The organism is Streptomyces sp. BA2 (assembly GCF_009769735.1).
Classification (GTDB): domain Bacteria; phylum Actinomycetota; class Actinomycetes; order Streptomycetales; family Streptomycetaceae; genus Streptomyces.
Genome location: NZ_WSRO01000002.1, coordinates 1603448 through 1626323 on the forward strand (window position 1 = coordinate 1603448; position 22876 = coordinate 1626323).

General features: G+C 71.9%; 21 protein-coding genes and 2 pseudogenes. 13 read left to right on the forward strand and 10 right to left on the reverse strand.

The genetic code is table 11. From position 1 onward, the window contains the following. Window positions 1-2: 2 nt before the first annotated feature. On the reverse strand, window positions 3-962 hold the full coding sequence (locus E5671_RS09775) for an alpha/beta hydrolase family protein (RefSeq protein WP_160503455.1): 960 nt from the start codon (window positions 960-962) through the stop codon (window positions 3-5). A 166-nt stretch (window positions 963-1128) separates the two neighbouring features. Here E5671_RS09775 and E5671_RS09780 point away from each other — a divergent pair, with 166 nt between their 5' ends. Further along, window positions 1129-1728: a TetR/AcrR family transcriptional regulator gene (locus E5671_RS09780; protein ID WP_160503456.1), complete on the forward strand. Its 600-nt coding sequence runs from the start codon at window positions 1129-1131 to the stop codon at window positions 1726-1728. A 76-nt stretch (window positions 1729-1804) separates the two neighbouring features. Further along, window positions 1805-2230 (forward strand): annotated as a pseudogene (locus E5671_RS09785) (amidohydrolase family protein); the annotation flags it as partial. 79 nt (window positions 2231-2309) lie between these two features. On the opposite strand, the gene E5671_RS09790 reads toward E5671_RS09785, so the two are convergent. Then, entirely contained in the window at window positions 2310-2756 is a 447-nt protein-coding gene (locus E5671_RS09790) for an SRPBCC family protein (RefSeq protein ID WP_336605720.1), read from the reverse strand. A 168-nt stretch (window positions 2757-2924) separates the two neighbouring features. Here E5671_RS09790 and E5671_RS09795 point away from each other — a divergent pair, with 168 nt between their 5' ends. Then, window positions 2925-4169, forward strand: coding sequence for an amidohydrolase (locus E5671_RS09795; RefSeq protein ID WP_160503457.1), 1245 nt, complete (start codon window positions 2925-2927; stop codon window positions 4167-4169). On the opposite strand, the pseudogene E5671_RS47745 reads toward E5671_RS09795, so the two are convergent. Next, window positions 4060-5246 (reverse strand): annotated as a pseudogene (locus E5671_RS47745) (CaiB/BaiF CoA transferase family protein). The gene E5671_RS09795 and the pseudogene E5671_RS47745 sit on opposite strands and share 110 nt — an antisense overlap. Here E5671_RS47745 and E5671_RS09805 point away from each other — a divergent pair. Then, entirely contained in the window at window positions 5131-6351 is a 1221-nt protein-coding gene (locus E5671_RS09805) for a metallophosphoesterase (RefSeq protein WP_160503458.1), read from the forward strand. The pseudogene E5671_RS47745 and the gene E5671_RS09805 overlap by 116 nt on opposite strands. A gap of 13 nt (window positions 6352-6364) precedes the next feature. On the opposite strand, the gene E5671_RS47000 is transcribed toward E5671_RS09805, so the two are convergent. Together E5671_RS47000 and E5671_RS09815 are read right to left on the reverse strand one after the other, a co-directional pair. Further along, complete coding sequence (locus E5671_RS47000) at window positions 6365-7048, reverse strand: M23 family metallopeptidase (RefSeq protein WP_336605721.1); 684 nt, start codon at window positions 7046-7048, stop codon at window positions 6365-6367. Window positions 7049-7118: 70 nt separating this feature from the next. Next, entirely contained in the window at window positions 7119-8642 is a 1524-nt protein-coding gene (locus E5671_RS09815; RefSeq protein ID WP_160503460.1) for a bifunctional phosphatase PAP2/diacylglycerol kinase family protein, read from the reverse strand. A gap of 79 nt (window positions 8643-8721) precedes the next feature. On the opposite strand from E5671_RS09815, the gene E5671_RS09820 reads away from it, so the two are divergent. The 3 genes from E5671_RS09820 (at window position 8722) to E5671_RS09825 (ending at window position 10357) form a co-directional block, all read left to right on the forward strand. Beyond that, window positions 8722-9384 (forward strand): PadR family transcriptional regulator, encoded by a 663-nt coding sequence (locus E5671_RS09820; RefSeq protein WP_160503461.1) that lies wholly within the window; start codon window positions 8722-8724, stop codon window positions 9382-9384. A 77-nt stretch (window positions 9385-9461) separates the two neighbouring features. Further along, window positions 9462-9596 carry a hypothetical protein gene (locus E5671_RS47005; protein ID WP_272902826.1) on the forward strand — a complete coding sequence of 45 codons (135 nt, stop codon included), beginning with the start codon at window positions 9462-9464 and terminating at the stop codon, window positions 9594-9596. A gap of 77 nt (window positions 9597-9673) precedes the next feature. After that, window positions 9674-10357 carry a glycerophosphodiester phosphodiesterase gene (locus tag E5671_RS09825; RefSeq protein ID WP_160503462.1) on the forward strand — a complete coding sequence of 228 codons (684 nt, stop codon included), beginning with the start codon at window positions 9674-9676 and terminating at the stop codon, window positions 10355-10357. Between the two features lie 12 nt (window positions 10358-10369). Here E5671_RS09825 and E5671_RS09830 read toward each other — a convergent pair whose 3' ends face one another. Beyond that, window positions 10370-10921: a GNAT family N-acetyltransferase gene (locus E5671_RS09830; protein WP_160503463.1), complete on the reverse strand. Its 552-nt coding sequence runs from the start codon at window positions 10919-10921 to the stop codon at window positions 10370-10372. Between the two features lie 105 nt (window positions 10922-11026). Here E5671_RS09830 and E5671_RS09835 point away from each other — a divergent pair, with 105 nt between their 5' ends. From E5671_RS09835 to E5671_RS09860, 6 genes are all read left to right on the forward strand, one after another. Beyond that, window positions 11027-11419, forward strand: coding sequence for a VOC family protein (locus tag E5671_RS09835; RefSeq protein WP_160503464.1), 393 nt, complete (start codon window positions 11027-11029; stop codon window positions 11417-11419). A gap of 64 nt (window positions 11420-11483) precedes the next feature. Next, complete coding sequence (locus E5671_RS09840; protein WP_202121067.1) at window positions 11484-12104, forward strand: LmrA/YxaF family transcription factor; 621 nt, start codon at window positions 11484-11486, stop codon at window positions 12102-12104. Beyond that, complete coding sequence (locus E5671_RS09845; RefSeq protein WP_160503465.1) at window positions 12101-12913, forward strand: MBL fold metallo-hydrolase; 813 nt, start codon at window positions 12101-12103, stop codon at window positions 12911-12913. Before E5671_RS09840 ends, E5671_RS09845 begins: the two co-directional genes overlap by 4 nt. Window positions 12914-13047: 134 nt before the next feature. Further along, window positions 13048-14436 (forward strand): NAD(P)/FAD-dependent oxidoreductase, encoded by a 1389-nt coding sequence (locus tag E5671_RS09850; protein WP_160503466.1) that lies wholly within the window; start codon window positions 13048-13050, stop codon window positions 14434-14436. Window positions 14437-14764: 328 nt separating this feature from the next. After that, window positions 14765-16345, forward strand: a complete 1581-nt coding sequence (locus tag E5671_RS09855) for a hydantoinase/oxoprolinase N-terminal domain-containing protein (protein WP_160503467.1) — start codon at window positions 14765-14767, stop codon at window positions 16343-16345. Next, window positions 16338-17414 (forward strand): S-methyl thiohydantoin desulfurase domain-containing protein, encoded by a 1077-nt coding sequence (locus tag E5671_RS09860; protein WP_160503468.1) that lies wholly within the window; start codon window positions 16338-16340, stop codon window positions 17412-17414. Before E5671_RS09855 ends, E5671_RS09860 begins: the two co-directional genes overlap by 8 nt. On the opposite strand, the gene E5671_RS09865 is transcribed toward E5671_RS09860, so the two are convergent. The 4 genes from E5671_RS09865 to E5671_RS09880 are packed head-to-tail and all read right to left on the reverse strand — an operon-like array spanning window position 17387 to window position 22752. Then, entirely contained in the window at window positions 17387-20011 is a 2625-nt protein-coding gene (locus tag E5671_RS09865) for a penicillin acylase family protein (protein ID WP_160503469.1), read from the reverse strand. The genes E5671_RS09860 and E5671_RS09865 overlap by 28 nt on opposite strands. Beyond that, on the reverse strand, window positions 20008-21552 hold the full coding sequence (locus tag E5671_RS09870) for a sodium:solute symporter family protein (protein ID WP_160503470.1): 1545 nt from the start codon (window positions 21550-21552) through the stop codon (window positions 20008-20010). Before E5671_RS09870 ends, E5671_RS09865 begins: the two co-directional genes overlap by 4 nt. Then, window positions 21549-21890: a DUF3311 domain-containing protein gene (locus E5671_RS09875; protein ID WP_160503471.1), complete on the reverse strand. Its 342-nt coding sequence runs from the start codon at window positions 21888-21890 to the stop codon at window positions 21549-21551. Before E5671_RS09875 ends, E5671_RS09870 begins: the two co-directional genes overlap by 4 nt. Before the next feature lie 43 nt (window positions 21891-21933). Next, complete coding sequence (locus E5671_RS09880; protein ID WP_160503472.1) at window positions 21934-22752, reverse strand: SDR family NAD(P)-dependent oxidoreductase; 819 nt, start codon at window positions 22750-22752, stop codon at window positions 21934-21936. Window positions 22753-22876: the final 124 nt, after the last annotated feature.

Sequence of the window (22876 nt, forward strand, 5' to 3'; positions counted from 1 at the left end):
ACTTACTTGGACTCGATTCGCCCCAGCGGATCGGACGCGGCCGCCAGCGCGTCGCGCTCGGTCTGCCAGGCGGAGTCCCCGGGGTGGAGTTCGCTGCGGAGGTAGGCGCAGGTGAGGCGCTGGACCGCGGACACGCGCTCGGGGTCCTCGTCCGTGGTCTCGGCGACGTCGTATCCGGAGATGCCGCCGAGGCCGTGCTCCGCGCCGAAGAGGGTGAGCAGGGACTTGGGGCCCGGGGAGAGGACGTACGGATCGGCGTGCCAGTCCGCGCCCGCGACCGTCATGTGGGCGGATTCGTCCTTGTCGCCCGCGACCACGAGCGTCGGCGTCGTCATCTCGGAGAAGTCCGTGGTCAAGAAGGCGGGGAAGCTCTTGGCCACGTTCTCGGTGAGGGCGTCACCGCCCCTGCCGGGGGCGGCGAGCAGGATGCCTGCCTTGATGCGGGGGTCGGCCAGGTTCACTTCCTTCCCGTCGTCCGGATCGGTGAGCCGCGCGCCGAGCAGCAGGCTCGCGGTGTGCCCGCCCATCGAGTGCCCGGCCACGGCTGTCTTGCTTCGGTCCATGCGCCCGCGGAGCTGCGGGACCGCGGACTCGATCTCGTCGAGCCGGTCGAGTACGCGCTTCATGTCCTCGGCCCGCGACCGCCAGTACAGGGGCGCCCCGGGGGTCTCGGGATCCAGGCTCAGCGTCCGTGAGCTCAGATGGGTCGGCTGGATCACGACGAAGCCGTGTGCCGCCCAGAAGTCGGCGAGGGGGGCATAGCCGTTCAGTGAGGAGAGATGGTTCGAGAAGCCCTGACCGTGCGAGAGGAGGATGACCGGCAGATCGCTTCCCGTCACGGGCGCGGAGACCCGCACCTCCAGGTCCACGGCCCGGTCGGGAGCCGGCAGGAGCACGGGGCTGACCGAGAGGACGGGACTGGATGAGCTGAAGATGTCGGCTGTGGAAGTCGATGCACTCATGATGCGCATTTCCCTTCGATGGCCTTTGCTGCCGGTCTCGTACGACCGGCAGTCAGGGAGGCGGTCAGAAGCGCCCCGCCTTCAGATACCCTGAAAGCGGAACACTGTTCCACTTACGATACGGAACACTGTTCCGCTTTGTCAACGACCACTGGAAGGGGGGCGCATGCCCGCCGCAAGCCGCTCCGGAGAGGTGCAGGCCCGCAGCAAGCGGGCCGACGCGCAGCGCAACGAACAGACGCTTCTCACCGCCGCCGCCGCGGTGTTCGTCACCTCCGGCGTCGACGCGCCGATCCGCGAGATCGCGGCCAGAGCCGGCGTCGGGGTCGGAACGATCTACCGCCACTTCCCCACCCGTGCGGATCTCGTCGTCGCCGTCTACCGCCATCAGGTCGAGGCGTGCGCGGAGGCCGGCCCAACCCTGCTCGCGGGCGCCGGCTCCCCGCTGGCGGCACTGCACCAGTGGGTCGATCTCTTCGTCGATTTCCTGGTCACGAAGCACGGGCTCGCCAACGCGATGCGGTCGGACAGCAGCGGCTTCGAGGCGCTGCACACGTACTTCCTCGACCGCCTGGTGCCCGTCTGCGAGCAGTTGCTCGACGCGGCGGCCGAAGCCGGCGAGATCGAGCCCGGTACCCGCGCCTACGAACTCATGCGCGGCATCGGCAACCTCTGCATCGGACACGACAGCGACCCCAGCCGCTACGACCCCCGCCGCCTGATCGAGCTCCTCCTCCGGGGGCTGCAGCGCCCGCAGTCACCCTGACCTCTGACCTCTGACGCCCCTTTGCTCCCTGCCCCCTGCCCCCTGCCCCCTGCCCCCTGCCCCCACCGTGGCCGCGATGGTCGGCGTCGACCTCACCCGGCCGGTCCAGGCCGTGCGGGAACTGCGCCGCGCGGTGGAGGAACTCGGTTTCGTGGCCCTGCGGATCGTGCCGTGGCTGTGGCAACTCCCGCCCACCGACCGGCTGTACTACCCCTTGTACGCGGCGGCCTGCGTCGAACTCGGCATCCCGTTCCAGGTCGCGCTCGACTTCCCCGAACTGTCCATCGTGTGCGGGCACATCGGCTACCCGTGGACCACGGAGATGATCGCGGCGGCCGACAAGCACGCGAACATCTCCATCGACACCAGCGCCTACACCGCCCACCGCTACCCGCGCGAACTGGTCGACTACCTGCGCGGGCGGGGCCGCGGGAAGGTGCTGTTCGGCACGAACTACCCCATGATCACCCCGGTCAAGGCGCTGGAGCGCCTCGCCGACCTCGGCCTGGACGACGAGACCACCGAGCTGTTCCGCGCCTACGGGTCCTGGCAGTCCCTGAGCCGAGCCGCTTCCGTGGCGGTCAGATGGCCCTGCCGTGCTCGCCCACCGCGATCCGCGCCAGCTTCGTCAGCATCATGCCGTTGCGGATCGCGACGACGTAGTCCACGGGGAGGCCATGCATCCGGGTGCCGGGGCCCCGGAGCGGGTGCCAGTCGAGGATGACGAGGGTGTGCTCGCCCCAGGGGATCAGGTTGATGGCGATGCGGGCCGCGCCGAAGGGGCCCGCCTTCGCCTCCAGCTGCAGACGGCTCTGCGGCTCGCTGATGCGGACGACGCGGGAGTCGTCGAGGACCAGAGGACCGACGCCGACCCGGACCTTCAGGCGGGCGCCCACCGCCGGCCAGTGCGGGTCCGCCGCGAGAACCTCCTGGGTTCCCGTCACCCACTCCCCGTACCGGTGGCCGTCGGACAGCAGATTCCAGACCTCGGCCGGCGAGGCCAGGATCAGACGGCGGTTCCGGGACACACTGACCACACTCCTCCTGAGGGGTATGGCACGATTTTTGCACTCTGTCACCTGAGGCACCTTCCGAGGCGGCCTCTGCCGGGCGGCACACGCTGTGCGAGGGTGACTCAGAGGGTGATCTCGTACCTCGGACACCGCGCCTCGAACACCTCGAACGCAAGGAGCCGCATGCCCACGGCAGCCACCGCAGCGAGCCTGGCCCTGGACCTCACCTCGGGGTTGAAGACGCGAGACCTCGAGGAGTTCTATCAGGACCTGCACCGCCACCCCGAGCTCTCCTTCCAGGAGCACCGCACGGCCGGGATCCTCGCCGAACGGCTGCGCGGCGCCGGGTACGCGGTGACCACCGGAGTCGGCGGCACCGGCGTCGTGGGCGTCCTGGAGAACGGTGACGGGCCCGTGGTGTGGCTGCGCGGCGACATGGACGCGCTGCCGGTCACGGAGACCACAGGCCTCGCGTACGCCTCCACCGTCGACGGTGTGATGCACGCCTGCGGTCACGACATGCACGTCACCTGGCTGACGTTCGCCGCCGAGGCCCTCTCCGCCGGCCGTGAGACCTGGTCGGGCACCCTCGTGGTGATCGGGCAGCCCGCCGAGGAAGCGGGCGGCGGAGCGAGGGCGATGGTCTCCGACGGGCTGCACGAACGGTTCCCCCGCCCCGACGCCGTCTTCGGCCAGCACGTCGCCCCCGGCCCCGTCGGCCTTGTCTCCCACACCCCGGGGCTGATCATGTCGGCCGCCGACGACGTGCACATCGTGGTGCCGGGGGTCGGCGGCCACGGTTCACGGCCCGAGGCCACCGTCGATCCGGTGGTGACGGCCGCGTACATCGTCACGCGGCTGCAGACCGTCGTCTCCCGTGAAGTGGCCGCGTCGGATGCGGTGGTCCTGACGACGGGGCAGTTCAACGCCGGGCAGCGTCCCAACATCATCCCCGCGGAGGCCCGGCTCGGGCTGAACCTCCGTACGCAGGACGCGACGGTGCGCGAGCGGGTCCTGTCCGCCGTCCGCCGCATCGTCGAGGGCGAGTGCCAGGCCGCCGGGTGCCCCGTGCCGCCCGAGGTGAGCATCGGCGCGAGCTTCCCGGCCACGATCAACGACGCGGCGCTCGACGCGGAGATCGCCGACCTGCATCGCGAACTGTTCGGCGCGCAGAGCGTGTTCGACTTCGGGCCCGCGATGGGCAGCGAGGACTTCTCCCTCCTGGTGCCCACCGGGGTGCCCTACGACTTCTGGTTCGTGCCCTCCACGCCGCAGGCCGCGTGGCAGGCCGCCCCCGGGCAGGAACTCGGCGAGAAGATCACCGGGGTGCCGGGCAACCACAGCCCTCTGTTCGCCCCGGACCTCGCGGTCCTGCTGCCTGGCGTACGGACGCTGGTGGGCGCCGCGCTGCACCGGCTCGGCCGCTGAGGTTCAGCGGGGCCCTCACGCGTGGCCGAGCAGGCGGTCGATGTCCGCGTCGTCGTAGCCGAGTTCGGCGAGTACGTCCCTGCTGTGCAGACCGAGGGTGGGCGGGGCGGTGCGTACGGCGGGCGCTCGCCGCGGAAGCTGACGGGGAAGGCTGGGTGCGGATGGGGGCGACGGGGACGCCGCACGGCTTGAGCAGCGCGCACCAGTGGGCCACCGTCTCGTCGACGAGTACCGCCTCCAGCTTGGCGTTGAGGGCTCTGCGGTGAGTGACGCGGGCACGGTTCGTGGCGAAGCGCGGGTCGTCGGCCCACTCCGGGTGGCCGAGCGACTCGCTCAGGCGGCGGAAGAGTCCGTCGCTGCCGACGGCGATCACGAAGTGCCCGTCGGATGCCGGGTAGGCCTGGTACGGGACGAGGCTGGGGTGGCCGGATCCGAGGCGGGTGGGCCGCTCGCCCGTGGCGAAGTAGCCGGTGGCTCAGTTGATGTGCAGGGCTAGCTGCGACTCGTACAGGGAGGTCGTGACGTACTGGCCGCGGCCTGTGCGCTCACGCTCGACGAGGGCGGATGTGACGCCTATGAGGCCGAAGAGAGCGGCCCCAGGTCGCCCATCGCGTACCCGGCCTTGACGGGCGGTCCCTCCGGTTCGCCCGTGAGCGACATCAGGCCCGCGCTCGCCTGGGCGACCATGTCGTATCCGGGCTCGTCGCGCAGCGGTCCCGTGTCGCCGAACGCCGAGATGTGGAGCAGGACCAGGCGGGGGTAGCGCTCGCGAGGGTGCGGTAGTCGAAGACGTCGGCCAGGGAACTGCCGGGACGGAAGTTCTCCACCATCACGTCCGCGTCGGCGAGCATCCGGTGGACGGCCTGCTGCCCCTCGCGCGTGGGACCTGCCCACCGTAATCTCCACCGGTAATTCGCCTGATCGTCTTCCTCTGTCCGCACCGCTGTGGGAGAACGCTCGGATGTGCGATGACGAACTGATACCGCCCCGGGCGGACTTGACCGAGCAGCAGTGGCTGCGGGCCGACGCGCCGCTCGCCCGGGACCTCGCCGCCACGTGGGGGCCGCAGGCCCTCACGCTGCACCGGCGGACGCTGCTCGGCGGCGCCGCCGCCGGGGCCGCGCTCGCCGTGCTGCCGTTCGGCGCCCCGCGGGCCACGGCGGCGCAGGGCGCCGCCAAGTTCCCCTTCCCCGACGCGCCGAACCGCAAAGGGGAGTTCGCCGTCCTGGTGACCGGCGACGCGGGCACCGGCGGCGAGGAGCAGCTGGCCGTGACCGAGGCCGCCCGGCGGGTGTGCCGTGACGAGGGGATCTCGCTGGCCGTCGGCCTGGGCGACAACATCTATGAGAACGGGCCCGAGTCCGACCACGACTCCGAGTTCCGGGAGAAGTTCGAGACGCCCAACACCGGCATCGACGTCCCCTGGCTGATGGTCCTCGGCAACCACGACTGCTCGGGCCTGATCCCGGGCAGCGGCGGTGACCCCTCGCGCGGCGACCGCGAGGTCTCCTACGCGGCCACGTCACCGCGCTGGTACATGCCGAGCCGCTACTACAACGTCGCCCTGCCGTCCTCCGACGCCCCGGGAGACGGCGACCCGGTGGTGGAGTTCTTCGCCCTCGACACCAACCCCGTCGCCTCCACGGTGGCCCAGACCTCGCGCCACTACCGGTGGGACGGCCCCTACATGCGCGCCCAGCGCCAGTGGCTGGACTCCGCGCTCGCCGCGTCCCGGGCCCGCTGGAAGGTGGTGCTCGGCCACCACCCCTATCTGAACAACGGGAAGCACGGCAGCGCCGGTTCGTACGACGGGTTCGTCATCGGCCACTACACGAGCGGCATCCACCTCAAGGAGCTGTACGAAGAGGTGGTGTGCGGCAGGGCCGACCTGATCCTGTCCGGGCACGACCACACCCTCCAGATCCTGGAGCCCACGACCCGCACGGCGGGCACCCGCCAGATCGTCTGCGGGGCAGCCGCCAAGTCCGGTGACGGCAGGGCCCACTTCGACCACCCCGCCGCCTGGCAGAACTTCTCCGACGTGGGATTCATGGTCCTGAAGGTCTCCGAGCGCGCCATGACGGTCGACACCTACACGGTCGACGTCCCCACCCGGACCGCGCGCCTGGCCCACACCACGACGACCTCCACCGCGGTCGCGGGACGCAGCAGCGTGGGCTAGGCGGCACGCGCCCTCACAGCAGCCGGGCGCCCCGTCTCGCGAGGTACCGGACCGGATTGACGTCGGAGCCGTAGCCGCGCCGGGCCCTGATCTCCAGGTGGAGATGGGGTCCGGTGGCCCGGCCCGTGGCCCCGCTGCGGCCGATCCTGTCGCCCGTGCCGACGCGGGACCCCCGGCGCACCGAGATGCGGGAGAGGTGCGCGTACACGGCGTAATGGCCGTCCCGCAGCCGCACCGTCACCGCCTTGCCGTACGCCCCGGACCAGGCCGCGAGGACCACCGTGCCCCCGCCGACGGCGTGCACCGGGGTTCCCGTCGGAACGGCGAGGTCGATGCCGGTGTGGTGTCCGGCGAGCCAGTTGCCGCGGATTCCGTAGCGGGCGGAGACGCGGAAGCGCCGGCGGATCGGCAGGGTGAACTTGCCGCGGGGTCCCTCCGGGGCGAGCGCGCGGTTCTCGGGGACCGCCTCGTCGGCCTCGGCGAGGGCTTCCTCGAACTCCCCGTCGTAGCCGATGCCGCAGCCGCCGTCGGTCTCGGCGGCGGCGTGCGGCGCGGGTCCCGCCACCGTGAAGGCGCCGCCGGCCAGGAGGACCGCGGCGACGCTCAGTACGTCGCGTCGTGTGCTGCCCGCTTCACGCGGGCTGTCTATGTGGTAGCCCATGAAGGCCAGCACACTGGCGACGGGCCCCGCGCGCACTCCGAGTGCTCCGCTTGGCGTAACGCCTTCCGTGGCCGCCCCGCGGTCAGATCCCCGGTCAGGTCCGCGGTCAGTCGAGGGTCGGCCGGTACACGGTGAGCGCCTCGGGGAGCTTGTCGAGGAGCAGCGCGGCGGGCGCCGGGGCGAGTTCGCCGTCGTACGCCATCTGGGTGCCCTCGGGCAGGCCGGAGATGACCAGGCGCTGGGCCTTGGCGGACGCGTACAGGCGGGTCTTGGTCAGCTGGCCGGCCACCGCCGCGGCCAGCAGCCGGGTGCGCGCGAAGCGGCCGCCGCTCGCGATGCGGACGTCGAGCAGCCCGTCGGCCAGGTCGTGCCTGCGCACGGGGGCGATGCCGGTGCTGCGGTAGGCGCCGTTGCCCGCGAAGAGCAGCCACATCGAGCGGGCCTTGCCGTTCACCACCGCGCGCAGCGGCCGCCCCGTGTGCACGATCTGGGCGACGCCGAGCAGCGTGGCGGGCGGACCGCCGACCTTCGGGGACCATTCCTCCCTGATGCGTACGAGCTCGGGGTAGGCGCCGAGGCTGAACGTGTTCAGGAAGTACACCGGCTCGGAGTGCGTCCTGCCGGCGGGACCGACCCCGGCCAGGGGCTTGATGCGGCCGACGTCGGCCCGTACGGCACTGCCCTCGGCGAGGGCGGCGCAGGCGTCCGCGACCGTGTCGACGCCCAGGTCCGCGGCGAAGTGGTTGAACGTTCCGCCGGGCAGCACCATCAGCGGCACGTCGAAGCGCAGGGCCGCTGTCACGGCGGCGTTCACCGTGCCGTCTCCCCCGCACACGCCGAAGACACCGCCGCGCCGGGCCGCGTCCCTGGCCGCTTCCTCGAGGACCTTGGGCAGCGGCCCCGCTTCCTCCTCGTAGAGGACCACCTCTGCCCGGGGCAGGGCCGTCTTCAACTGCCGGACCGGGTCCATGAGTTGGGGCTGGGCTCCGGAGGATGGGTTGACCACCACGACTAGGCCGTCACCGTCAGGCAGCGCGGGCGCGTCCGTCCGGGACCGCGCGGGCGGCGGCATCTGCGCCCTGGAGGGCACCATGCCGCGCACCGCGTAGGCGGCGCCCACGCCGAGGGCCGCGCCGACCAGGACGTCGCTGGGGTAGTGCACGCCGGTGTAGACGCGGGAGAAGGCCACCGACGCCGCGACCGGGGCCACGGCCGCGCCCATCCCCCGCGACTCCAGGGCCACGCCCGTGGCGAACGCCGCCGCCGACGCCGAGTGCCCGGAGGGGAAGGAGCTGGTGATCGGCTGCTGCGAGAGGTGCCGGATGACCGGCACGGTGTCGAGAAGCGGCCGGGAGCGGCGCACCGCACTCTTGCCCAGGGTGTTGACCGTGGCCGACGCGAGGGCCAGCGAGGCGACGCCGCGCACCGCCGCACGCCTGCCGCGCGCACCGCCGACCGCCCACATCCCCGCGGCGATGCCGAACCACAGCAGCCCGTGGTCAGCGCTCCGGCTCAGCCGCGGCAGGACGGGCTGCGCCGCCGGCCAGGAGCGGGAGGCCACGCGGTGGAACGCCAGGCGGTCGGTGGCACCGAGCAGTCTGCGGATGTGCGAGGTCGGTAGATCACTCATGCACCCCCTATACCCCCGCACGCTCTTCGCACCGCGCACATCTTGCGCCGGGACTGTGACGTTCACTTCAATCAGTCATATGGCAGCCCTCCGTCCGACCTCACCGCAGCGGCCCTCCGAGCTGCCGCCGACCGCATGGGCCGTGCTCGGCCTGCTCTCCTTCCCCGGGGAGCGGACGGGATACGAGCTGAAGAAGTGGGCGGACGCTTCGCTGCGCCACTTCTACTGGTCCCCCGCCATCAGCCAGATCTACGCCGAGCTGCGGCGCCTCGAAGCGTTCGGGTACGCGACGTCGCGGCGCTCGGGACCCGAGGAGCCCCGCGCGAAGCGGTCGTACGCCATCACCGCCGAGGGCCGTGCGGCGCTGATCGGATGGGCGGGGGGCGGCGGGGACGCGGGTCCTGCCGTCCTGAAGCACCCGCTGCTCCTGCGGGTCTGGCTCGGGCACCTCGCGGCGCCGGATCATCTGCGGGCCCTGGTGACCGAGCACATCGCGCACACGCGGGGCGAGCTGAAGGAGGTGCACGACGCGCTCGCCCGCGCGGAGGGGGAGGCGGCGTGGACACATCCGCTGATCGCGCTCCGCTGGAGCGGGCGGCGGCTCGAGGCGGAGATCGGGCTCGCGGAGGCGATGCTCGCCGATCTCACGGAAATGGCGACGCCGACGCCCACCGAGCGCACGGAAACGGGCGCCTCCGCTCCCTCCGGTCAACCCCCCGAGGACTCGCCCACCCACGGGTGACGTGGCTCGCGGCGCGGGGGCCGCGGCCGGTAGGACGGGCGGGGTCAGCCGACCCCGCCGTACGGAGCAGTGCACCTGTGACCACCCGCGCCGTCCTTGTCGCCGCCGTCATCACCGGGCTCCTGCTCGGGATCGTGGGAAGCAGAGGGGACGACTCCGATCCTGCCGGGCACCCCCGTACGGGCGGTTCCTTCGCGGAGGCGGGCCGTTAGGCTGCGACCTTGCCGCGTGGCACCCACTGTCCTCGCCGCGTGGCCATCGAGCCGCCGTCGACGGAAGCGAGTGAACCTTGAACTTCCTCACCATCGGTCACCGCGGGGTCATGGGTGTCGAACCCGAGAACACCCTTCGGTCCTTCATCGCCGCGCAAGCCGCGGGCCTCGATCTCATCGAGCTCGATCTGCATCTGAGCAAGGACGGCGCCCTCGTCGTCATGCACGACGCCGACGTGGCCCGTACGACCGACGGCAAGGGACCGATCGCCGAGAAGACCCTGGCCGAGCTGCGGGAGCTCGACGCGGGGCGCGGTGAGCGCATCCCCGTCTTCGAAGAGGTCCTGGACGCGGTGAAGGCGCCGCTGCAGGCCGAGATCAAGGATGTGGCCGCCGCCCGCGCCCTCTCCGAGGTGATGCACCGGCGCGATCTGGTGGGCCGCGTCGAGGTGATCTCCTTCCACGACGAGGCGATCGCCGAGATCGCGCGGCTCGTACCGGGCGTACGCACCGCGCTCGTCGCGAGCCGCTACGGCACCGACGTCGTGGAGCGCGCCACGGCGGTCGGTGCCACCACCCTCGTCCTGAACATCAGGCGTCTGACGCTGGAGATCGTCGAGCGGGCCAAGAAGGCAGACCTGCGGATCATCGGCTGGGTCGTGAACACGCAGGACGATCTGCGGCTCGTGCGCGCGCTGCAGCTGGACGGAGCGACCACGGACTATCCGGAGATCAAGCGGACGGGCCGCTTCACGGCCTGACCGTGTCCCTGCTCAGACCAGCGGCTTGACCAGCAGCTCGAACTGCAGGTCGTCCCGCTGCGGAATGCCGAACCGCTCGTCGCCGTACGGGAAGGGAGTCATCTTTCCCGTACGGCGGTAGCCGCGCCGCTCGTACCAGGCGATGAGGTCGTCGCGTACGGAGATCACGGTCATGTGCAGCTCCCGCACGCCCCACGCCTCGTGGACGATCCGCTCGGCCTCCGCCATGATCACCTTGCCGAGACCCGCGCCCTGGAGCGCCGGGCTCACCGCGAACATCCCGAAGTAGGCGTGCTCCCCGCGGTGTTCCAGCTGGCAGCAGGCGACGATCTCGCCGTCGCGCTCGACCGTGAGCAGCTTGCTCGCAGGGGCCTTGATGACGTCGACGACGCCCTGCGGGTCGGTCCGCTGCCCCTCCAGGATGTCCGCCTCCGTGGTCCAGCCCGCCCGGCTCGAGTCGCCGCGGTACGCCGACTGGATCAGCGAGACGAGTACGTCGACGTCCGCGTCGGTGGCGTCACGGAAGGTGAGGTCGCTCGTGCTGGGGCTCGGGGCCGTGTTCATGGGGCGGGTTCTCCGATCTCTCTGGCCCACCGCTGTCGGGCGCGGCGTGGGCGAGGCACGGTCGAGCGTAGCCCCCCGCCGATCCCCCCACTAAGGTGCGGCCGCATGGTGCATGTACTGAGCAGCAGGATCCTTCTCCGTCCCACCGACCCCGAGCGCTCACGGGCGTTCTACGGCGACGCGCTGGGCCTAGCCGTCTACCGCGAGTTCGGCACGGGCCCCGACCGCGGCACGGTCTACTTCCTGGGCGGCGGCCACCTCGAGGTCTCGGGCCGCTCGGAGCGTCCGCCCTCGCCCGGCCTCCAGCTCTGGCTCCAGGTGGCGGACGTGCGGGCGGCGCACGCGGAGCTGCTCGCGCGGGGCGTCGAGGTGGTGCGGGAGCCGGTGAAGGAGCCCTGGGGTCTTGTCGAGATGTGGATCGCGGACCCCGACGGCGTCAAGATCGTCGTCGTCGAAGTGCCGGAGGACCATCCCATCCGGTACCGGCCCGGGATCTGACGGAAGACACTGCCCTCCCCTGACCTCTTGTTATCTCTAGACCGGTCGGTCTAGAGTCTCGTGTGTGACCAAGACACGCGGTGAGACCCGCGCCCGCATCCTGCGCACCGCAGCCGATCTGTTCCAGCGGCAGGGCTACGGCGCGACGGGACTCAATCAAGTGCTCGCCGAGAGTGGTGCCCCCAAGGGGTCGCTGTACTTCCACTTCCCGCAGGGCAAGGAGCAGTTGGCCGCCGAGGCCGTGGCGCTCGCCGGGGGCGAGATGGGGGCGCGCATGGCCTCCGTCGTGGGCTCCGCGGGCGGGGCGGAGGAAGCCGTTCTCGGGGTCGGTGAGCTGCTCGCGCGAGGGCTGCGCGAGTCCGGCTTCCGGGACGGCTGCCCCGTCGCCACCGTCGCGCTCGAGCAGGCCGGGGGCGAGGGACCCATCAGCGATGTCTGTCAGGTCACCTACGGCTCTTGGCTGTCAGGGCTCGCGGAGGCGTTTCGGGGGTGGGGCGCCGCCGACGAGGAGGCCGATGAGCTCGCCGAGCTCGTGATGTCGTCGTTGCAGGGGGCTCTTCTCCTCGCACAGGTGCGTCGTGACACCGCGGTCGTCTCGTCGGTGGCCCGGCGCGTCGGCTCGGTCGTCGCGCGAAGCCTGGAGAGTGCTGCGCACCCGGACAAGGGAACGGGGAGGAACGCGTGAAGGTCCATCACCTCAACTGCGGGTCCATGATGAAGATCGAGCCCACCTACGACGGGCCGCCACCGCTGCACGCCGTGTGCCACTGCCTGTTGGTGGAGACCGACGCGGACGGGCTCGTGCTCGTCGAGAGCGGGCTCGGGCGGGGCGATGTGCGCAGGCCGCTCGAATCCCTCGATCCGGAGTGGACCGAACTCGCCGCTCCCGAACTGGATTTCGCCGAGACCGCTCTCACCCAGGTCGAACGGCTGGGGTACGCGGCATCCGACGTACGGCACATCGCGCTCACCCACCTGGACGTCGATCACAGCGGTGGCCTCCCCGACTTCCCCGAGGCACGCGTCCACCTCATGGCCGCCGAACTCACCGCGGCCCTCGCGGAGGCCCCCAGCCGTCGCTACCGGCCCGCGCACTGGGCGCACGGCCCGCGCTGGGAGACGTACGAGGAGAACGCCGGCGAGGAGTGGGCCGGATTCTCCGGGGTCCGCCAACTGGCGGGTCTTGGCGATGAGTTCCTGATCGTCCCGCTCGGCGGGCACAGTGCGGGGCACGCCGCCGTGGCGGTGCGCGATCGCGGGCGGTGGCTCGTGCATGCCGGGGACGCGTACTTCTACCACCGCGAGATCGCGCGGGAAGCCCCGCACTCGCATCCCCTGATGGACATCATCCAGCTGGACGCCCAGGTGGACGCCGAGCTGCGGGTCGCCAATCAGGGGCGGCTGCGGGAGGTCGCCACCCGGACGGACGAGTTCACCGTCCTCAACGCGCACGATCCGTGGGACTATCTCCGGCTCGCCGGGGCAGGTGGCTGATCCGACGGTTCGGGTGCAATCGTCCGGCGGTTCGGGGGTACTCGGGTTCCTCGCCCGGCGCACCCGACGTGCGCCGGGCGGCCCCTCGTCGGAGGATTGACCGGACCCCTCGCCCAACCCTGGAGCGATCTCGTATGCAACGTCCCCGGATTCTGATCATCGGCGGTGGCTTCGCCGGTATGGAGTGCGCGCACAAGCTGGAGCGGACGCTCAAGGCACAGGACGCCGAAGTACGGCTCATCAGCCCGCAGGACCATCAGCTGTATCTGCCCCTGCTTCCCCATGTCGCGTCGGGCGTGCTGACCCCGCAGTCGGTCGCTGTGCCGCTGCGCCGCATGCTGCGCCGTACGGCGATCGTGCCGGGCGGGGCCATCGGCGTGGACCCGAACGCGAAGGCCGTGATCGTACGGAAGATCAACGGCGAGGAGGTCGTGGAGCGCTACGACTATCTCGTCCTGACGCCGGGCAGCGTGACCCGGCAGTTCGACATTCCCGGAGTCGACCAGCACGCCGTCGGCGTGAAGACGCTGGCCGAGGCCGCCTGGATCCGCGACCACGTGATCTCGCAGCTCGACCTGGCGGCGGCGAGCTCCGACCGGGCCGAGCGTGAGTCCCGGCTGCAGTTCGTGGTCGTCGGCGGCGGATACGCGGGGACGGAGACGGCGGCGTATCTGCACCGTCTGACGAGCGCCGCCGTCAAGCGGTACCCGGGGCTCGACCCCTCGCAGATCAAGTGGCATCTGGTCGATGTGGCACCGAAGCTGATGCCTGAACTGGGCGACCGGCTCGGGGAGAAGGCCCTCGACATCGTGCGGCGTCGTGGCCTTGAGGTGTCGCTCGGCGTGACGGTGGAGAAGGTGACCGAGGACACCGTCACTCTCACCGACGGGCGCGCGCTGCCCTGCCGGACGCTGATCTGGACAGCCGGTGTCGCGCCGAGCCCGCTCATCGCCACGCTGGGGGCCGAGACCAACAAGGGCCGCCTGGTCGTCGACCCGGAGCTGACCGTTCCCGGCATGGACGGCGTGTTCGCGCTCGGCGACGCGGCGGCCGTCCCCGACCTCGCCAAGGGCGGCGGCGCGATCTGCCCGCCGACCGCGCAGCACGCGATGCGCCAGGGGTGGGCCGCCGCGAAGAACGTCACCGCGGCACTGCGGGGCGCGCCGCTGACCGCCTACCGGCACAAGGACATGGGCCTGGTCGTGGACCTCGGCGGCATCCAGGCCGTATCGAAGCCGCTGGGCGTGCAGTTGAGCGGCCTGCCCGCTCAGATCGTCGCGCGCGGCTACCACTTGGGGGCGCTGCGCACCGTCACCGCGCGCTTCCGTACGGCCGCGAACTGGGGCCTCAACGCGCTCGCCGGCGACGACTACGTACGCACCGGGTTCCAGTCCGGGCGGCCCGCCACACTGGCGGACTTCGAGAAGACGGACGTCTATCTCTCGCCGGAGGAGATCCACGCACGGATGACGTCGGAGGCGGCGGTGCGTTCGATGGCCCCGGAGAAGCCGCTGTTCCCGTAGCCAGTCGGAGAGTTCGATCGGAGGCCGGTGCTCGCAGGCAGCGAGCACCGGCCTCCGCGCGTGAGCGGCATCGGATCGCGCGCGCACGCCGGGCACATCGCTGCCTCTCTGGTCGTGCGGGCGGCGGGCGACTACCAGTGGTGGGGTAGGCGCCGCCGCAACGTGCCGGGCTCCGGAATGCCGCGGCCCTCGTCTCAAGGTCGGTGCCGCCGTCAGATGACCGAGGGACGGCCCGGAAACCGCCTTCTCGCCACCTGGTTGATCACGGCGCACTCCACGTCCGTACTACGCATCACTCGCCCGTCGCCACACGAAGGACTCCACCACCATGCGTATCGGCATCGATGTCGGTGGGACCAACACCGACGCCGTCCTCCTCGGGTACGACGACCGCGTGCTCGCGGCCACCAAGTCACCGACCACCCCGGACATCACCTCCGGCGTCACCGCGGCGATCCAGGGCCTGGCACCACCCGTCGAATCCGTCACCGCGGTGATGATCGGCACCACGCACTTCCTCAACGCGCTCGTCGAGGGCGCCCGGCTCACTCCCGTGGCCGCCGTGCGTCTCGGCCTGCCCGCCACCGCCGCCCTGCCGCCCATGGCGGACTGGCCCGCGCGACAGCGGGCCGCCGTCGGCGGGCACGGCTATCTCTGCCACGGCGGAAGGGAGTTCGACGGACGGCCACTGTCGCCGCTCGACCCTGACGAGCTGAGGAGGACAGCCGCCGACATCGCCGCGCGCGGTCTCACCTCGGTCGCCGTGTCGTCGGTCTTCTCGCCGGTCGCGGAGGCGGACGAGTGGCGCGCCGCCGAGATTCTGCGGGAGGAGCTCGGCGAGGGCGTGCACTTCTCGCTCTCGCACGATCTGGGCCGGGTCGGGCTGCTCGCGCGGGAGAACGCCACGATCATCAACGCATCGCTGCGGGACCTGGCCACGGTCATCGTCGAGTCGTTCGGCAAGGCGCTGGCCGAGATGTCGCTCACGGCGCCGTTCTTCCTGTCGCAGAACGACGGAACGCTGATGGACGTCGACTTCGCGCGGGCGTACCCGGTCGCGACGTTCGCTTCGGGGCCGACCAATTCGATGCGGGGCGCGGCGCTCCTCTCCCAGCTCGGGGACTGCGCGGTCGTCGACGTGGGCGGCACGACGGCCGACATCGGCGTGCTGACCGGGGGCTTTCCGCGCGAGGTAGCGGGCGAGAGCGAGGCTGCGGGGATCCGCACCAACTTCCGTATCCCTGACGTCCTTTCGCTCGGCATCGGTGGAGGGTCCTTGGTGTCGCGCGACGGTGAGACGGGGCCTCGGTCGGTGGGCTACCTGCTCACGGAGGAGGCGCTCGTCTTCGGCGGCACGCGGCTCACGGCGACGGACCTCGCGGTGGCGGCGGGACGCGCGGACATCGGGGACAGCTCTCATGTCGCCCATCTGGGGGGCGAGTTCACCGGGCGCGCCCTTGGCCGCGTCGCCGAGCGGCTCGCCGAAGGCGTCGACCGGATGCGCATCTCGGCGGCGGTGCTGCCCGTGGTCGCCGTGGGTGGCGGTTCCATCCTCGTGCCCGAGGTGCTGCCCGGCTTCACCGATGTGCGCAGGCCGGGCCACTTCGACGTGGCCAACGCGGTGGGTGCGGCGATCGCTCAGGTCGGCGGCGAGGTCGACCGGGTCTTCCGGGTTCCCGAGGGACACCGGGACGCGGTGCTCGCCGGGGCCCGCGAAGAGGCCGTCGGGCGTGCGCTGGACGCCGGGGCGCGGCCCGGCAGCGTACGCGTCGTCAACATCGAGGAGGTGCCGCTCGCCTATCTGCCCGGCGGTGCGACGCGCATCCGCGTCAAGGCCGTGGGCGATCTGGACCTGCGGCGTCTCGGTGAGGCCACCGCGCCCGGCTACGGGGCGATGTCCCGTGCGTGAGATCACCCTCGACAACCTCGACGACATCGCCCGGGGCGCCGGGATACTCGGCGCGGGTGGCGGCGGCGACCCCTACATCGGCAAACTGCTCGCCCGTGAGGCGATCCGCGCGCACGGTCCGGTGCGGGTCGCCCACATCGGCGAGGTCGACGCCGACGCGACCGTGGTCCCCATCTCCGGGATGGGCGCGCCCACCGTCCTCCTGGAGCGTGTGCCCAACGGGCGGGAGTGCCTGGCCGCGCTGCGCGCCCTGGAGCGACGCCTCGGGCGACGGGCCACGCACCTCACGCCGCTGGAGGTCGGCGGGGTCAACTCGATGCTGCCGATCGCGTGCGCCGCGGGGGCCGGGCTTCCCCTCGTGGACGGGGACGCCATGGGGCGGGCGTTCCCCGAGGCGCAGATGGTGCTGCCCGGCCTCGCCGGGATCAGCAACTCTCCGATGGCGCTTGCCGACGACAAGGGCAACACCGTCATCGTCGACGCCGTCGACAATCACGCCGCCGAGCGGATCGCCCGCGCGGTCTGTGTGGAGCTCGGCTGCCAGATCAGTTGCGCGGACACGGTACTGCGCGGCGATCAGCTGGCCGACGGTCTGGTCCCGGCGACGCTGACGCTCGCCGGGCGGCTCGGCGCGGTGGTGCGGGAGGCGCGCGCCGCGCACGGCGATCCGGTGGCGGCGGCGCGGTCGCTGCTGGACGGCATCCCCCTCCTGACGGGCAAGGTGGCCGACGTGATCCGTCGCACGGAGGGCGGCTTCGCGCGCGGCCACGCCCGCGTCGACGGCACGCGGGATGACGCGGGCCGGGTGCTCGAACTCGGCTTCCAGAACGAGCACTTGCTCGCCACGCGCGACGGGGTGACGGTGGCGACCACGCCCGACCTGATCTGTGTCCTGGACAGCGAGACCGGTGACCCGGTGACCACGGAGGGCCTGCGCTACGGCCAGCGCGTGAGCGTCATCGCCGCCCGCTGCGATCCGCGCTGGATCACTCCGGCCGGCCTCGCACTGACCGGCCCCGGTTACTTCGGATACGAAGTGGACTACCTGCCCTTCGGATCGGCGGCCTGAGCCGTCGCGGCGGACGGCCGCAGCGTGATGGTCCGCCGCGTGTGCTTCTCCACCGCCTCGCGGGAGTAGAGGAGCGGGAAGGAACCGTCGGCGGCCCAGCTCGCGAACAGGTCGTCGTAGTGCGGGCTGCCCGGAACGCCGGACTGTCCCGGCGAGTTCATCGCCACGGAGTCGTCCCACGAACCGACGTCCACGACGACCCGGAAGGTGGCCCCCGCGGTCTGCCGGAACCCGGCCCCGTAGGCGGCAGCTCCCACGGTGTCCCCGCTGCCGCCGCGCGGAACGGGCCCCACGGAGGCCCACTCCGGGGCGGGCCCGTCGAGCAGGGCGGCGATGGCGTGGTGCGGGTGAGCGTGGTGAAGGGCGCCCCACGACCAGGCGTCCGGATCGGCCCCCAGGAGGCCGGCGAGTTCGTCGACTGCCGCGGTGAGCGTGCCGAGCAGCAGCTCGGGGTCCGGGTCACCGTCGAGGAGCTCCATGTCGACGCGGGGATCCGCCGCGGCGTCCTCGACGGGAAGAACCCGCGCCAGCGCCCGCTCCCGCTGCTCCTCGCCCACAACGCCGTCGAGGGCCCGCGCCAAGAGGGCGGGCCGCAGATGCCGCCGGTACCAGACCTCGAAGAGCGCGGCGGCGGGTGAGTCGGCGGTGAGCCGGGCGTCCCAGTCACGGAGGAGGGAGAGGGCAGCGGGGAGGCGGTCGCCGGGACCCGGGGCGCAGCCGGTAACGGACGCGCCCGCGGCCACGCCATCACCGAGCCCGCCCACCCCGCCGCCGCAAGCGGCGGCGCGACCGGAGGCCGTCACGCCCGCCACGGCCCCGACACCGCCGCCGACACCCTCCGTCGCACCCGCGGGCACGCCATCACCCACCCCGCCCACCCCGCCGCCGCAAGCAGTGGGGCGGTCGGAGGCCGTCGCGGGGCCGCGATCGCCGACGTCAGTACCCGGGGCCTCAGGCGCGTTGGCGCCGGACAGCACATCGTCGGGGGGCAGGGCTTCGACGTTCACCAACGCCGCGAGCAGTCGCTGTACCCGCCGACCCGGCAGGCTCACGTAGTCCGTCTGCAGTCGTACGCAGTCCTCTACCGTCCAGGCCGCGTGCGCGTTCAGTTCCTGTGTGATGCGGTCGTGGCGGGTCGGTGCGTACCAGTCGTACGTCACCGTCTTCTCCGCGTTCGGGTACGTGGGCGGCAGGTTCAGTTGGTTGGCCGTGGCGAACCAGCCCTGGGCCGGGTCGCGGACCGAGGGCAGTTCCTCGACGTCGAGGAAGCCGTCCCACTCGTAGCGGCCGTCGCCCGGCACCGGGAGTGTGCCGTCCCAGCCGGGGCGGACGGGGACACGTCCGGCGGGGCGCCAGCCGATCGTGCCGTCGGGGGACGCGTAGACCTGGTTCTCGCCGGGCGCTCCCCAGCGGGCCATCGCCGCGACGAACGCGTCGGGGCTCGCAGCCCGCATGTAGTCCATGCTGCCCAGGTACGGGGCCATGCCGGGGCCAAGCCAGGCCGCGCGGACCGCGAACGCCGCGTTCCGCTCGGGGAGTTCGCGGATGACCGGGCCGTGGCGGGTGAACCACAGGTCCGCCTGGACCGGGTCCGCGTCGCGCACCGGGATCGATTCCCCGACGTGTGTCATGGGCTCCCAGCGGTCCTCGTACCAGTACTCGTGCGGGTTCGCCGGGTTCGTGCGGTAGACGTACAGGTCCTCCTGGTCGATCGGGAAGATCGTCAGGCCGAAGGCGACGTGGCCGTTGTGGCCGATGGAGATGCCGGGCAGGGCCGGTTCGCCCGCTCCGATGGCGTCGATGCCCGGCGCCGAGAGATGCGCGAGGTAGCGCAGCGCGGGCAGGGCGATCCCGCGGTGCGGGTCGTTGGCCAGGAGGGGGCGGCCGGTGGCCGTACGGGACGGGGCGATGACCCAGTTGTTGGAGCCGTCCAGGCCCTGGCGGGGCGCCGCGTCCGCCGCCCACGGGGGCGTGGTGGCCATCTCGTACACGCGCAGGACGTCGGACGGGATGACCGACAGGTCGAGGCCTTCGGGGACGCGCAGCCGGTGCGGGGCGGGCTCGCGCCGGCGGCGCAGTTCCTCCGCCTCGGGGCCGTGATCGCGCAGGGTGAGGGCCCGGGCGACCTCGTCGCGGAGGTTGTACTGCAGGCCGTGGCTCCGGACGCGGGCCACATCGGAGGGCTGCCAGTACGCCGGTTCGTATGCCAGGAGGGCGAATTCCGGCGGGAGTTGCGTCGCATCCGCGCGGCACAGCGACACGTACGCGTTGATGCCGTTGACGAAGGCCGTCGTCACCCGCTCGGTGTCGTCGCCGTACGCGCGCCATTCCTCGGCCATGTCGCCGCGGTAGAGGAACAGCCGTGCCGCGCGGTCGTGTTCGGCGTACCGCTCCCCCAACACCTCGGCGAGCAACCCGAGTCCGCGTCGCCGCCACAGGTCGAGCTGGAAGAGGCGGTCGCGGGCGGCGTTGAAGCCCTGGGCCAGGAAGAGGTCGTCCTGGGACGCCGCGTACAGGTGCGGGACGCCCCACTGGTCGATCCGGATCTCCACGGGCTCCTGGAGGCCCGGCACCTCGAAGCTGTCTCTGTCCGTCATCGGGTCTCCTTCACGGTGGCTTGCGCCGAACTCTCGTCCGGCACCGCGGGGTTGGCGACGGAGACCGCGGCCGGCCCCGGGCCAGGCGCTAGCCGGACGACAGCGAGCAGCACGACGAGGTTGGCCGCGAGGGCGATGATGCCACCGTTCACACCGTGGTACGGGTCGTTGTCGGTGGCCCACAGCGCGGTCATCACGACGAGCCCGGTGAGCATCCCGGCGACGGCGGCCCGCGCGGTCAACCGCCGCCAGAACAAGGCGAGGAGCACGACAGGCACCAGCTGCGCGAGGCCCTCGTACGACAGGACGGAGAGCTCCACCAGGGTGTTGGGGTAGAAGAGACTGCCCGCGAGGGCGATCAACCCCGCGACGACGCAGACCAGTTGGGAGAGCCGCTTGGCCCGCATGTCGTTCGTGTCGCCGGACGCACCCGGCGCGCGGCGGCGCGCCCGCGGGTCGGCGCCGTTGCCGCCGCCGAGGACCGTGCGGCCCCACAACGTGCCGATGGAGAGCATGAAGACGCTCATCGGCACGATCGCCGACAGGGCGCCCGCGACGCCGATGAGCGCGACGACGGGCGAGGGCAGTGAATCGGTGACGAGGCTGAAGAGCGCCAGGTCGGGATTGCCCAGGGTCGGCATCACGAACAGGGCCGTGGCACCGACCACCATCGGTACGAACAGGAGCAGTTGGTACCAGGGCAGGAGCAGCGCGTTGCGGCGCAGCGCGTTCGGGCTCTTCGCGCTGAGGTAGCCGGCGACGGTGGTCGGGAAGATGGTGATCGTCACGGCGTTGAGCACCACGGTGCTCAGGAACCACATGGCGTTGCGCCCGCCCGACTCGTGCCCGGGGAAGGTCAGCCACTCGGGCTTCTCCGTCACCATGCGCTGCATGAAGTCGCCGAAACCGCCGAGGTAGTGCATCGGGATGTACACGGCGAGGAACACGACGGCGACGATCACCAGCATGTCCTTGAGCGCGCTCACCCACGCCGAGCCGCGCAGGCCCGACACGAGGATGAACACCTCCGCGACGACGAAGGAGATGACGGCGGCGACCTTGAGGTCGACACTGCCGTACGTCATCGCGTTCACGACGACGCCCATGCCCTGAATCTGCACCTGGATGTAGGGAACGATGAAGACCGTCGCGACGACAGCGACGAGAATCCCCACCGGCCTTGAGCGGAACCGGAATTCGGCGATGTCCGCGATGGAGATGAGTCCGTGCCGGGACGCGTACGTCCACAGGGCGGGACCGACGACGTACGCGACGGCGAAACCGACGGTCAGATAGGCGACCAGGTAGAGGATCGGTGCGCCGAAGGAGTACGACCATCCCGCGGTGCCGAGGAACGAGAAGCTCGTGTACGTCTCGCCGGCCATGAGCAGCCAGATGAACAGGACACCGAGCCCGCGGCTGGAGACGGACCACTCGGCGAGGCCCTTGGACCGGCCGCGGGCGCTCCATACGCCGATCAGGATGGTCGCGACCATGGCGAGCCCGAAGATGGTGGTGGCGCCGGCCGCTGAGCCGTTCATCGGCGGCCTCCTTCGGTGGCGGGGGCTGCGAAGTCGTCGGCCGGGATCGGCTCCACGGCGTTCGTGCGGTACGCCGGGTCGAGCCGGGCGGCGAGCCAGATGACCAGAGGGCTGATCACGGTGGCGGCGATGACCCAGGCCAGGAGGAAGGGGATGCCGAGGATGCGCGGCTCGATGCGGTTGGCCACGAACGGGGCGGAGCCGTAGAGGAGCACGGGGACGAGGAGCAGCCAGAGGGAGGGCCGGGCCACGCCGCGGAGGGTGGGGAGGCCGTCCAGGGGCGAGGCTGCGGGGTTCGGTGGACCCTGCTCGCCGCTGGCTTCGGCTGTGGGGGGCATGCGGGGGCTCCTTGGGGAGGTCACATCGGAGGGGCGGGGAGAGTCACACCGTGGGGTCGTAACGCCCGTCGACCGCGGTCCAGCCGCCGTCGACTGTGAGCACGGTGCCGGTGACGAAGGTGGACGCGTCCGACACGAGATAGGCGACGGCGCCCGCGATTTCGTCGGCGCGGGCCCACCGCTTGAGCGCGGAGGCCTGGGCGTAGGCATCGAACCATGCGGGGTCTGCGGCGATCTGATCGGTGAGCGGAGTACGGACGACGCCGGGCGCGACAGCGTTGAACCGCACGCCCCGCGGCCCCCATTCCGCGGCCGCGGTCCGCAGCAATTGGATCAGGCCCGCCTTGGACGCGGCGTACGGCCCCTGCCCCGGCTCCACCTGGAAGGCCCGCATCGAGGCGAAGCCGACCACGCTCCCCCGGCCGCGCTCGGCCATACCGGGGGCGACGGCCTGGATGAGCGTGAGGTAGGAGCGCAGGTTCAGCGAGATGACGCGGTCGAACTCGTCGAGGCTGTAGTCGGCGAGGCGCTTGCGCACGTTGACCCCGACGGTGACCACGAGCCCGTCGAGCGGCTCCCACGCGGCGACGGCGGCTCGGACGGCGTCGGGGTCGAGGACGTCGAGGGGGTGGGCGACGGCGGTGCCGGGGGCGGGGGCGGGCGCATGGCCGGGAGCTCCCTCGCCGCCCCCGCCCACCGCGAGCTCGGCAGTCTCCGCCGCCCCCTCCGCGTCCCGGTCGGCGACGATGACGTGCGCGCCCTGGGCTACCAGCGCGCGGGCGGCCTCGCGGCCGATGCCGCTCGCGCCGCCCACGACCGCGACGCGGCGGCCGTCGAGCCGGAACAGGTTGCCGTAGTCCATGGTGATGCTGCCTCTCTTGGCGGGGGTCGGGGCCGGGGTCGGGGTCAGGGTCGAGGTCGGTTGTCGTGGGTTGTCTGCTGGGGGGGGCGGGCTGGGGGTGAGCTGGGGCCGGGCGCTCGGCAGG